The organism is Curtobacterium sp. B8 (assembly GCF_000333315.1).
Taxonomy (GTDB): Bacteria; Actinomycetota; Actinomycetes; order Actinomycetales; family Microbacteriaceae; genus Curtobacterium; species Curtobacterium luteum.
This window is the reverse complement of record NZ_BACW01000592.1, coordinates 1-11,941: the sequence shown is the minus strand read 5'-3', so window position 1 is coordinate 11,941 and position 11,941 is coordinate 1. Positions and strand designations below refer to the sequence as shown.

11 protein-coding genes and 1 pseudogene are annotated in these 11,941 nt (G+C 71.1%); 7 read left to right on the top strand and 5 right to left on the bottom strand.

Translation table 11 applies throughout. The features are described from left to right. The coding region (locus I59_RS16075; RefSeq protein ID WP_022904749.1) for a 6-phospho-beta-glucosidase at positions 1–1,059 on the bottom strand (1,059 nt) is incomplete at its 3' end. Next, on the bottom strand, positions 1,056–1,859 hold the full coding sequence (locus tag I59_RS16070) for a DeoR/GlpR family DNA-binding transcription regulator (protein ID WP_022904748.1): 804 nt from the start codon (positions 1,857–1,859) through the stop codon (positions 1,056–1,058). The genes I59_RS16075 and I59_RS16070, both read right to left, overlap by 4 nt. Positions 1,860–2,030: 171 nt before the next feature. Here I59_RS16070 and I59_RS16065 point away from each other — a divergent pair, with 171 nt between their 5' ends. The 4 genes from I59_RS16065 to I59_RS16050 all read left to right on the top strand — a co-directional run bounded on the left by I59_RS16065 (position 2,031) and on the right by I59_RS16050 (position 6,250). Beyond that, a complete protein-coding gene (locus I59_RS16065) occupies positions 2,031–2,996 on the top strand; it encodes a carbohydrate kinase family protein (protein WP_022904747.1) in 966 nt (321 codons plus the stop codon). A gap of 105 nt (positions 2,997–3,101) precedes the next feature. Continuing rightward, positions 3,102–4,460, top strand: coding sequence for an extracellular solute-binding protein (locus tag I59_RS16060; protein ID WP_022904746.1), 1,359 nt, complete (start codon positions 3,102–3,104; stop codon positions 4,458–4,460). A gap of 12 nt (positions 4,461–4,472) precedes the next feature. Then, positions 4,473–5,429: a carbohydrate ABC transporter permease gene (locus I59_RS16055; protein WP_022904745.1), complete on the top strand. Its 957-nt coding sequence runs from the start codon at positions 4,473–4,475 to the stop codon at positions 5,427–5,429. After that, the gene (locus tag I59_RS16050) at positions 5,426–6,250 is read left to right on the top strand and encodes a carbohydrate ABC transporter permease (RefSeq protein ID WP_022904744.1); all 825 of its coding nucleotides are present in this window, start codon (positions 5,426–5,428) and stop codon (positions 6,248–6,250) included. The genes I59_RS16055 and I59_RS16050 overlap by 4 nt, the downstream gene beginning before the upstream one ends. A 147-nt stretch (positions 6,251–6,397) precedes the next feature. Here I59_RS16050 and I59_RS16045 read toward each other — a convergent pair whose 3' ends face one another. Next, positions 6,398–6,874, bottom strand: coding sequence for a GNAT family N-acetyltransferase (locus I59_RS16045; RefSeq protein WP_022904743.1), 477 nt, complete (start codon positions 6,872–6,874; stop codon positions 6,398–6,400). A gap of 244 nt (positions 6,875–7,118) precedes the next feature. Between I59_RS16045 and I59_RS16040 the strand changes: the two genes are divergently transcribed. The 3 genes from I59_RS16040 (at position 7,119) to I59_RS21095 (ending at position 9,671) form a co-directional block, all read left to right on the top strand. Next, complete coding sequence (locus I59_RS16040; protein WP_148286280.1) at positions 7,119–7,646, top strand: hypothetical protein; 528 nt, start codon at positions 7,119–7,121, stop codon at positions 7,644–7,646. Between the two features lie 418 nt (positions 7,647–8,064). Further along, a complete protein-coding gene (locus I59_RS16035; protein ID WP_022904741.1) occupies positions 8,065–9,045 on the top strand; it encodes an aldo/keto reductase in 981 nt (326 codons plus the stop codon). Beyond that, complete coding sequence (locus I59_RS21095) at positions 9,045–9,671, top strand: hypothetical protein (protein WP_148286279.1); 627 nt, start codon at positions 9,045–9,047, stop codon at positions 9,669–9,671. The genes I59_RS16035 and I59_RS21095 overlap by 1 nt, the downstream gene beginning before the upstream one ends. 197 nt (positions 9,672–9,868) lie before the next feature. On the opposite strand, the gene I59_RS16025 is transcribed toward I59_RS21095, so the two are convergent. Together I59_RS16025 and I59_RS16020 are read right to left on the bottom strand one after the other, a co-directional pair. Then, entirely contained in the window at positions 9,869–11,443 is a 1,575-nt protein-coding gene (locus tag I59_RS16025; protein ID WP_022904739.1) for a hypothetical protein, read from the bottom strand. Next, positions 11,440–11,941: pseudogene (locus I59_RS16020) on the bottom strand (hypothetical protein); the annotation flags it as partial. The pseudogene I59_RS16020 and the gene I59_RS16025, both read right to left, overlap by 4 nt.

Below are 11,941 nucleotides of genomic sequence, written 5' to 3'. Positions count from 1 at the left end.
TCGGACGTTGAGGATCATCGTCTGGCGCTCGTTCCGGCTGATCGCCGCCATCACGCCGAGTGCGACGCCGGCGTACCCCTGGTGCGACGGGTCGGTCTCGCGCTCCTTCGGGTCGAGCGGCTCGTCCTGGGTGCCGCCCTTGGCCTCCGCCATGTACGACGCGCTCCGCCGTTCGACGGTCTCGCGCCAGAGCTCGGCGACCCCGGCACCCGCGGCGCTCGCGCGGTCGTAGAACGCCGACTGGCTCTCGGCGAGGAAGTCCCCGCGCGTCTTCCCGGAGCCGATGATGGAGCGCACGGCGTCGCGGTTGAAGTAGTAGTAGAACAGGTACTCGTTCGGGATCGACCCGAGGGACCGGATCCAGTCGAGGCCGAAGACGTGGCCCTCCTCCATCCCGCCGAGGCGGTCGTCGTCGGCCATCAGCTCGGGCAGCACGTCACGGCCGTCGTACATGACCCGTCGCATCCAGCCGAGGTGGTTCAGCCCGACGTAGTCCATCTGGACGCGGGTGTGGTCGAGTCCGAGCATCCCGGCGACGCGGCGACCGAGGCCGGACGGGGTGTCGCAGATGCCGAGCACGCGGTCCCCGAGGACGGACTGCATCGCCTCGGTGATGATGCCGGCCGGGTTCGTGAAGTTCATGACGTAGGCGTTCGGTGCGAGGTCCTTGATGACCTTCGCCGCCTCGACCATGACCGGGACGGTGCGGATCGCGTAGGCCAGACCGCCGGGACCGGTGGTCTCCTGCCCGAGGACGTTCAGGTCGAGTGCGACGTGCTCGTCGCAGCGGCGTCCTTCGAGCCCCCCGACGCGGAGCGCCGCGAACACGTAGTCACTGCCCTCGACGGCACGGTGCAGGTCGGTGGTCGGTTCGAGGACCGGTGCGTCCGGGAAGTCGGCGGCGAGCTCCGTGAGGATCGCGACCATCGCGTGCAGTCGGACTTCGTCGACGTCGTAGAGCGCGACCCGCTCGACGCGGGGGGAACCGGTGTCGCGGAGCAGTGCCTGGTACACGTACGGCGTGCGGAACCCTCCGCCTCCGAGGATGCAGAGCTTCATGTGGTGATGACCTCTCCGCCGGCGTTCCGGCTGTGGGCGAGTGTGTCGTCGGGTGCGCCGGTCGTGGTGATCAGCACGTCGACGTCGGTGAGGGAACAGAGCCGGAGCGCGCCTGTCCCGGGGAACTTCGCTTCGGAGGCGAGGAGCACGACGCGTTCGGCCGCCGCGATCATCGACTGCTTGATCGGCGCCTCGACCGCCATGTTGTCCACGACGTGACCGTTCGCGCGGACGCCCGTGCACGACAGGAACAGCACGTCCGCGCTGACCTGGTCGAGTGCGGCCTCGGCGAGCGAGCCGACGAGCGTGCGGTAGTTGCGCCGCACGACACCGCCGAGCAGGACGAGCCGGACGGCCTCGTCGTCGCGGAGCACGTCGAAGACGGCGAGGTTCGTCGTGATCACGGTGATGTCGCGCCCGCGGAGCAGCTCGGCGACGAGCGGCGTCGTCGTGCCGATGTCGAGGATGACCACCTGACCGTCCTGCACCATCGCGGCCGCGGCGACGGCCATGCGGTGCTTGAGGTCGTAGTCGCCGGCTGCCTCGAACGGCGCCTCCACCACCTCGTCGTCCTCGGTCGCCCGGGGTTCGTCGCGGGGGACGTCGCGGGCCGTCTGGCGCGGCGCGAGGACGGCGCCACCCCAGGTGCGCACGAGCTCGCCGTTGCGGTCGAGCATCTCGAGGTCACGTCGGATCGTCGCCGCGCTGACCGCGAGCGCGGCGGCGAGCTCCTGCACGGAGGCGGCACCGTCGTCGTGCAACGCCTTGATGATGCGGTTCTGCCGCTCGCGCAGGATCATGCGGCCACTGTAGCGCGACTCGCGCACGATCGTGCAAGAGTGCGCAGAACACCGGGCCGAATCGAGCACACTTAACAAATCTGGTGCAATCGAGTAACGTCACCGCAACACCGATCGCGCAGGCTTGAGCAACCGCGGTCGTCCCCTGATCCGCGACGACGAGGAGCAGCCGTGACCCGTACCGACCCGACGCCGGCCCGAGGAGCGCTGCTCTTCGCGGGCGACGTCTACTGCGACCTCGTGTTCGCGGGGGTGATCGCGCCGGAGCAGGGCGCCGAGGTCTACGCCGACGCCTTCACGGTGACGCCGGGTGGGGTCGCGAACCGCGCGGTCGCGGCCGCACGCGCCGGAGCACCGACCCGGTTGCTCAGCCGCCTCGGCGACGACGTCCTCGGGCGCCACGTGCACCGGGTCCTCACCGAGGAACCGTTCCTCGACACGAGCCTGCTCGAGCTCGTCCCCGGGCACCAGAGCCCGGTGTCCGTGGCACTGACCGGCCCCGAGGACCGGAGCTTCATCACGTACGAGGAGCACCTCGGTCCGCTCGTGGTGCCCGACGACCTCGGCCCGGTGTCCGCGACGCACGTCGGCATCGCGCGACCGCTCCCGGCCTGGGTCGCCGCACTCCGCGCCACCGGCACCACCGTGGTCGGCGGCGTCGGGTGGGACCACACGGGCGAGTGGTCCGGCGACGTGCTCGACCGGCTCGCCGAGATCGACGTCTTCGTCCCGAACGACGTCGAGGCCATGCGCTACACCCGCACCGACACCGCCCTCGACGCGGCGAAGGCCCTCGCCGAGCGCGTCCCGCTCGCCGTCGTCACCCGCGGTGCGGACGGCGTTGTCGCGGTGGACTCGGAGCGCGGCGTCGTCACCGCGAGCACGATCCCCGTCGACGTGGTGGACCCCACGGGCGCCGGTGACGTGTTCGTCGCGGCGTTCATGGCCGGAGCGCACCACGGCTGGGACCTCACCACGCGGCTCCGGTTCGGTGCCGCCTCCGCCGCGTTCGCCGTCACCGGGCTCGGCGGTGCGGCGAGCGCCCCGCACCCCGCGCAGCTCCGCGCGTTCCTGCAGCGGGCCGCTCCCGACGACGACTGGTCGTTCCTCGACCCGGTCACGCTCGCTGGAGCCTGACCCGTCCCGTCCCCTCCCTCGCATCCCTCCCCTCGCATCCCCTCCCTCGCATCCCTTCTCTCGCATCCCTTCCCTCGCATCCCTTCCCTCGCAGAACGGACCACCATGAAGCACTCCAGCAAGGCGACGCTCCTCCTCGGCGTCGCGGCGGCCGTGGCCATCGGCCTGACCGGCTGCACCCCGGGCGGATCGGCTGCCCCGGCCGCGTCCCAGAGCCTCGGACCGGTGTCGAAGGACGTCGGATCGGGCAAGACCACGCTGACCGTGTGGGACCAGAACACCGACACGGGCATCAACGATGCGCAGCAGGAGCTCAACGACGAGTTCGAGAAGGCGCACCCGAACATCACCATCAAGCGGGTGTCGCGGTCCTTCGCCGACCTCAAGACGACGCTCAAGCTCGCGCTCTCCGGCAACAACCCGCCGGACGTCGTCCAGGCGAACCAGGGGTACCCGGACATGGGTGCCTTCGTGAAGGCGGGGTTCCTCCGCCCGGTCGACGACTACGCGAAGCTGTACGGCTGGGACTCGTACTACCCGTCGAGCCTCCTCAAGCTGAACTCGTTCTCGTCGGACGGGAAGACGTGGCAGGGTGACGACCTCTACGGCGTCTCGCAGACCGGCGAACTCGTGGGCCTCTACTACAACAAGGCGGTCCTGCGGAAGGCGGGCATCGACTCGCCCCCGAAGACGGTCGCCGAGCTCAGCGAGGACATGCAGCAGGTCAAGGCGTCGGGCACGCTGCCGCTCAGCTACGGCGACGTCGAGAAGAGCCCGGGCATCCACCTCTACGGGCTCGTGCTCTCCGCCCTCGCCGGGCACGACGCGGTGAACGACCTCGTCGCGGGCAAGTCCGGCAGCTGGACCGGTTCCGACGAGGTGCAGGCCGCGAAGACGATCACGGGCTGGGTCGACAAGGGGTACGTCACCGAGGGCGCCAACGGTGTCTCGCGTGACGACGCCGTCGCCGCGTTCGGGAAGGGCCAGTCCGCCTTCCTCATCACCGGCACCTGGTACCAGGCCACACTCGAGGCGGCCGCCTCGGCGAAGGACATCGGGTTCACCGCCCTCACCCCGGACGGCGCCAGCGGCCCGGTCACGATGGGCGGTGAGGGCCTCGCGTGGGCGATCACGTCGAAGACGGGGAACGCGAACGCCGCCGCCGCGTACATCGACTTCGTCACGAACAAGGACGCCGCGAAGGTGCTCGTCGACAAGGGCAACCTGCCGACCGTCGTGCCGGACGGCGACTCCCCCGCGTCGGGCACGATCGCCGGTGACATCACGAGCGAGTACGAGTCGATCTCGTCGTCGAACAGCATCACGCCGTACCTCGACTACGCGACCCCGACGTTCTACGACACCATCACGGCGGCGATGCAGGACCTCGTCGCGGGCAAGGCCACCCCGGAGCAGTACACGAAGACGCTCCAGGACGACTACGCCGGCTTCGTGAAGCAGTAGGCAGGAGCACCCGTGACCCAGTTCACCGGCACCACGGCGAGCGCTGCCGACCGCAGCGCCCGCCGTGGCCGGACGCGTCGGGCGACCGGCAGCGTCCGCAAGCGGCGGCGGAGCCTCGTCGCGTACCTCTACGTCCTCCCGGCGTTCATCGTCTTCGCGGTGTTCCTCGGGGTGCCGTTCCTGCAGAGCATCCAGTACTCGTTCTACGACTGGGACGGCCTGTCGGTCGCGACGTGGGCGGGCTTCGCGAACTACCTCGACGTGTTCACCGACGCGCAGCTCCGCGCATCGTTCGGGCACGCGCTGGTGTTGATGGTGTTCTACGCCGCGGTGCCGGTGGCCCTGGCGCTGTTCCTCACGGCGTTGATCTCGCGGGCGAACGGGCTGCGGGGCATGTCGTTCTTCCGCACCGTGCTGTTCCTGCCGCAGGTGATCGCGTCGGTGGTCGTGGCGACGATCTGGGTGTCGATCTACTCGGCGGACGGGTTGGTCAACGACGCGCTGCGCCTGGTCGGGCTCGGGCAGTTCGCGCAGGTGTGGCTCGGTGGCTACGACACGGCGCTGCCCGCGATCGGGTTCGTCGGCACGTGGCTCAACGTCGGCCTGTGCCTGGTGCTGTTCCTGTCGGGTGTCGGGAACATCCACCCGAGCCTGTTCGAGGCGGCGCGCATCGACGGCGCCGGGGCGGTCCGGGAGTTCTTCTCGATCACGCTCCCCTCGCTCCGCGGGCAGATCGCCGCCGCGCTCACGCTGACCGTGGTCTCGGCGTTGAAGACGTTCGACCTCGTCTACGTGACGACGAGCGGCGGTCCGGGCAACTCGACGTCGGTGCCGGCGTTCGAGGCGTACAACCGGGCGTTCCAGACGGGGCAGGTCGGGTCGGCAGCCGCCGTCGCGGTGTCGCTCACCGTGGTGATCATGATCGTGACGGCGCTCATCAGCCGTCTCCAGCCGAAGGACGTCGCATGAGGCTCTCGGTCCGGGAGAAGACCGTCGACTACGTCATCCTGTCGCTCTTCGCGCTGTTCGCGATCATCCCGCTCGTCGGGGTCCTGCTGTCGTCCGTGACCCCGTCGGCGGAGAACTCCGGCGGGTTCACGGTGCCGACCACGATCGACCTCGGCAACTTCGGCGCCGCGTGGAACCAGGGCCACTTCGCGTCGTACATGTTCTCGAGCGTCCTCGTGACGGTCTCCGTGGTGGTGCTGACCGCCGTGCTCGCGGTGTTCGCCGGCTTCGCGTTCGCCCGGCTCGACTTCTTCGGCTCGAACGTGATCTTCTTCGTGATGCTCGCGGGGCTGATGCTGCCGGCGGAGGCGTTCATCATCCCGCTGTACTTCAACCTGCGCTCGGTCGGCCTGACCGACACGTACACGAGCCTGATCCTGCCGCAGACCGCGCAGTCGCTGGCGTTCGGGATCTTCTGGATGCGGAACCAGTTCCGGAGCTTCCCGGGCGAGGTCATCGAGGCCGCCCGGCTCGACGGCGCCCGGGACGTGCGGCTGCTCTGGCAGGTGATCGTGCCGTCCTCGGTCGCGCCGATCATGACGATGGCGCTGCTCATCACGATGTGGACGTGGAACGAGTTCCTGCTCCCCCTCGTGCTCATCACGAGCGAGGACCACCGCACCGCGCCGCTCGGGCTCGCGTTCTTCAAGGGCGCGCACCTGACGGACTTCTCGCTGCTGTCCGCGGCGGGGGTGATCGTGGCACTCCCGATCGTGCTCCTCTACTTCTTCCTGCAGAAGCGGTTCATCTCCGGGATGCTCGGCGGCATCGCCGATCGCTGAGCGGGCCGCGGCGTCCGCAGTCGCGCGTGGTGCGTCGCCGGGACGCGCACACGCGCCGGACGGGAGGCACGGTGCGGGCTTGCACCGTGCCTCCCGTCCGACCTGTGCGGACCTGCGACCCGTGGTCGCGTCCGAGCATCACTCGCGTCAGAGCGCGCGGGCGTAGTCGACCGTCGGGTAGCCGACGAAGCCGAGCGACTCGTAGAGCGCGCGGGCGGACGCGTGGAACGCGTCGCCGCCCGTGCCGATGTGGACGACGCGGACGCCGCGGGCGCGGAGCCGGTCGACGACGGAGGTGCAGAGCGCTCGTCCGACCCCGCGACGTCGTGCGCCGGGGTGGACGGCGACCATCTCGAGTCGGCCCGAGGTGCCGCCCGTCACGGTCCAGCCGACGTAGCCGAGCAGGAGTCCGTCCCCCTCGGCGAGGGTGATGAAGCGGTCCTCCGCCGGGGCGAGCAGGGCGGGCACCTCGGCACGGTAGTCGTCCTCCCACCGGCCGTGGTCGTGCGCGGTGACGGCGGGGCGGGCAGTCGGCAGCGACTCCGTGAAGAGCGGGCGGAACACCTCGATGGTGAGGTCGGTCAGGGCAGGCAGGTCTGCCGGGGTGCAGTCGCGGATGAGCATGGGGTTCCTTCGGGTCCGTACGCGTGCTGAGGGTTCCCGACGGCGACGTCCGCGGTCGGGAGTGGTGCGACGGCCATGCACGGTCGGCCTGGTGCAGTCGACCGGGGCCGTCGTCTCAGCGGCGGGTACGCCAGCTCGCGAAGCACTCCATGCCGGCACGGTACGCCCCACGCGCGTCGGTCGCAGCACCTGGGCCCTGCGCGCGTCCTGGTGGGGCTCGGCGACGACGGGTACGGTCGACTCCGTGCAGGGCATCGGGATGATCGACGAGGCGGGTCGCCTCCGGCTCATCGGTGCCGGGGTCGCCGGAGCGGCGTTCGGCGTCGTCCTGGTGGTGCTCGTGCTCTCCTCGTGGACGCCCGCGACCACGACCGTGCTGGTCGTCGCCGGGGTCCCCGCCGGTGCTGCCGGTGCCGCGGTCGGCGTGTTGACGACGATGCGGTCGTGGCGGCTCGACGGCGGCTACGAGCACTCCGTCGAGGCGCAGCGGTGGGTCGCGGACGGCCGCGTGCCCGCCGACGTCCCCGCGGACGTCTGGATCCCGATGCTGCAGGCACAGGCCGACCGCGAGGGCGCCGGGTGGGGCAAGGTCCTGCTCGGAGTGCTCTGGATCGCGATGTCGTGGTCGATGCGCGACCAGCACGGCCCGCTCGTCACGACGATGCTCATCGCCCTCTGGGTCGGGCTCGCACTGTGGGGAGGCGTGGTCGTCATCCCCCGGGCGCGGGCGGCGCGGGCGCTGCTGCGCGATCGGGTCGCCGCGCTGTCCTGAGACGGCGGGGCGGCGGCGCGCGGGGCCGGCGGGCGGCGGGCGGCGGGGCGGGCGGCGCGACGGGGCGGGCGGCGCCGGGGCGGGCCTTAGGCCGTGCCGCAGGGTGCGAGGTTCCGCGCACGGTGCGAGGTGTTTCTCCTCGCACGCTGCGCGCAACCTCGCACCACAGGGCCGCGCCGACCGCCGACCTCGCACCGTGCGAGGCCCCTGGACCCACGCCGCGCATCCACAGGCGTCGGCACCACGGTGCGAGGTTCCGCGCACGGTGCGATGTGTTTCTCCTCGCACGCTGCGCGCAACCTCGCACCACAGGGCCGCGCCGACCGCCGACCTCGCACCGTGCGACCGGCCCCTCGCGGCCGTCCGCCCTGCGCGCTCGCCGCGAGTGCGGCACCGGCGCGTGACTACGCTCGGGACCATGCAGAGTCGCACCCTCGGCCGCACCGGCCGCGCAGTCTCCCCCGTCGGCCTCGGCACCTGGCAGTTCGGCGGTGACTGGGGTCCCGTCAGTGAGCAGGACGCGAACGCCGTGATGGACGCCTCCGTCGAGGCCGGCGTGACCCTCTTCGACACCGCAGACGTCTACGGCGACGGCCGGAGCGAGCAGCTCATCGGCTCCTGGCGGGCTTCGAACCCAGACGTGCCGCTCACGATCGCCACGAAGATGGGCCGTCGCGCCGAACAGGAGCCGTCCAACTACGTCGCCGCGAACTTCCGCGAGTGGGTCGACCGCTCGCGCCGCAACCTCCGCCAGGACACCCTCGACCTCGTGCAGCTGCACTGCCCGCCGACCGCCGTGTTCGAGGACGACGCGGTCTACGACGCCCTCGACGCGCTCGTCGCCGACGGCTCGATCGCCGCCTACGGCGTCTCCGTCGAGACCGCCGACCAGGCGCTCACCGCGATCGCGCGGCCGGGCGTCGCGAGCGTCCAGATCATCCTCAACGCGTTCCGGCTCAAGCCGCTGGACCGTGTCCTCCCGGCCGCACGGGAGGCAGGGGTCGGCATCCTCGCGCGCGTCCCGCTTGCCTCGGGGTTGCTCTCCGGCAAGTACACGCCCGAGACGACGTTCCCCGAGCAGGACCACCGTAACTACAACCGGCACGGCGAGGCGTTCGACCAGGGCGAGACCTTCAGCGGCGTCGACTTCGAGGACGGCGTCCGCGCTGCCCAGGCCTTCGCGGCCTCCCTGCCCGAGGGTGTCTCGGTCCCGCAGGCGGCGATCGCGTGGGTGATCGCCCAGGACGGTGTCACGGCGGCCATCCCCGGCGCACGGAACCCCGAGCAGGCCCGGTCGAACGCCGAGGCCGGATCGCTCCCGGACGTGCCCGGCCTCGACCGGACGGTGCACGACCTCTACGACCAGTGGTTCCGCGCCGCGGTCCACGATCGCTGGTGATGCACGCCGCACGGGGTGGCCGCCCGGCGGTCGCCGACTCCACACCGTGGAGGGGCGGGCGCGCGAGCCGCGCGATCGTCGCCGCGGCCGCCGCCGTGCTCCTGCTCGCAGGCTGCAGCTCCGGTGCGGTCGTCGGATCGGCGGCCGGCACGACGACCGACGCGCCGCCGTGGCCCGCCCCGACCGACCTCACTGCCCGCGCCGACGCAGCCGGCCTCTCGAACGTGTGGGGTGAGCGACTCGCGGAGCACGTGCACACGCACCTCACCATCCTCGACGGAGGCGAGCCCGTCACGGTGCCCGGGAACGTCGGACACAGTGACCGGGCCAAGTTCGCGGCGCAGATCCACACGCACGACACGTCCGGGATCATCCACGTGGAGTCGCCGACGAAGGACACGTTCACCCTCGGCCAGTTCTTCGACGAGTGGGGCGTCTCGATCGGCCCGGCGCACGTCGGCGGCCTGCACGGGGACCTCACCGTGTGGGTCGACGGCCGACGGTTCTTCGGCAACCCGCGGTCGATCGCGCTGACGAACCTCCGTCAGGTGGTGCTCGAGGTCACGACGATCGGAGAGACTCCGCACCGCCCGGCCCCCTTCGACTGGCCGCCGCAGTACCACTGAGCGCGCCGCGCGCCTCGGGTCTCCCGCACGAATGCCCACCGTGCGGCCGCCCGCCCGCTCGCTCGCTCGCCGGCACGCCCGCTCGCCCGTCTGCCCGCACAACCAAAGTCACTCCGAACCGCGGGCTTCCGCAGTTCGGAGTGACTTTGGTTGTGCGAACGGTACCGAGACCGGTCCCCGGCGTCGGGAGCGCGCGCTCAGGCCTCCTTCGGCGCGGTCCAGGAGAGGTCGAGGTCCCACTCCGCCACAGCACCGGCGCCGAGCTGCCACACGTACTCGTTCTTGAGCTTCCGCCCGTCGTCGCGGAACGGCCCCGTCCGGTACGGGTAGAACGCCACGGTCGGCAGCGTTCCCGGAGGCGCCGTCCGGATGGCGTTCGAGAAGTCCTCGTTCAGCCGGCGCAGTTCCGAGACCACGGCGGGACGAGCGGCGTCGGCGTCGAACCCTGCCGCGCCGGCCGCCAGCTGGAACGCGATGTGCAGCTGCCGGTCGCCCCGGTCGTCCTCGTAGCTGATGAGCCGGTGGTTCTCCACCGCTTCGAGCAGCGCCGGGTCGCCGTACACGACGTCCCGCACCACGTCGGGCGCGACCACGGCACCGTTGTAGTCGACGGAGAGGTCTGACCGCCCGTAGTGGAACAGCAGCGGCAGGTCGAGCTCGGCGGAGTCCGCAAGTTCGTCGAACCCGTGCTCACGCAGCGTCTGCCGCAGCGGACCCATCCGGACCACGTGTCCCCGGTCGTGGATGTTGTACCGGATGCGGGGGCTGATGTTCTCCGACCGGGCGATGGTCACGACGAGTTCGCCGTGCTCGTTCGTCTCGATGAGGTACCCGAACGGGTTGAACTGGAACACCATCGGGAGCACGCCGTACTCGGCCTGCCTCGTCAGGGCACCGGACAACGACGGTGACGCCGCGATCGCGCGCCGCAGCGCGACCGAGAAGGGCGTCTCGATGCCCAGGTTGATCTCGAGGTCGCTCGCACCGTACGAGCCGAGCACCGCTTGCGCGTACTGCTCGATGTGGGCGCGCATGTTCTCGCTGATGCCCTCTCCGCCGAACGCCGCGACGATCGTGTACTGGCTCCAGTCGAGCCGATCGTCCTCGAACAGCGCCTTGAGGAACGGCGGGTAGCTGCAGATGACGTAGGTGAAGTCGGGTCCGAACTCCCGCATCGTCTGGACGATCTTGTCGCGGTCCGGCCCGATCGACTTGATCATGGACGACTCGGTGAGCGACGCGGTCACGTTCATGCCCGTCGCCCACGCGCCGAGCGAGAACGCGTTGAGCACGAACGGTTGCTTCGGCAGGTCCTTCGCCGTCCGTGAGAACCCGAGCTGCAGCAGCTGCCGGGTGGCCTGCCGTTCGTCCGGGCCGCGCACCCAGCTGGTCGGCGTGCCGCTCGACCCGCTGGACTCGTCGACGACCACCCCGCGGCGCGGCAGCCGCCCGTCGAGGCAGCGTTCCGGGATGCTCCACCGCTTGACGTAGGACTCCTTGTCCATCTCGGGCAGGCCCGAGAGCGCGGCGGCGATCCCGCCGCGGGTGTCCAGCCGGGAGGCACGCCCCTGCTCCGCCAGGAACGCCCGGTACGCGGGCACCCGCTTCGCCGCGCGCTCCGCGGTCCGCCACGCCCGCCACCGCCCGAGGGTCCAGCGGAGTGGCTCGATCCCCGGGGTCAGCAGGAGCTTGTGGGTCTGCACCCGCGGCATGAACAGCGCGACGAACGTCTCGACGACCCACACCACGGAGAACACCGCCGCGCGCTTCACCGGTCCGTCCCGATCGTCATCGCCGACGCCGGACGCCGGTGCGCCAACGGCGGCGGCGCGCTGTGCCCGAACCGGAACAGCATCCACGCCATCCGCCCGTCGGACTCGTCCACCCCGGCCCGCTCGACGAACGCGGCGTGCGAGCGCGGGTTCGTGATCACGGTGCCGAACGGGTGCAGGGCGATCCCCCGCGCGGTGAAGTCCAGCCAGACGCGCATGAACACCCGGCCGGCCTCGACGTACTCGGCCGGGGTGCTGAACGGCCCCTCGAGCCATCCGAGCTGACGCACGCCGCGCATCGTCGACAGGTACACGCGCTTGAACACCCCGCCGACGCCGGGCGCCTCCCACAGCCCGCGGTGCTCCATCGCGAACCGCAGTACTGGACCCGGCATCAGCATCGTCTCCGCAGAGAGCCCGTCGCCGGTCTCCGCCGCCTGCCGCTTCGAGAACCGCAGCCAGTGCAGGATCTCCTCGTGCACCGCGTCGTCCGGAGGT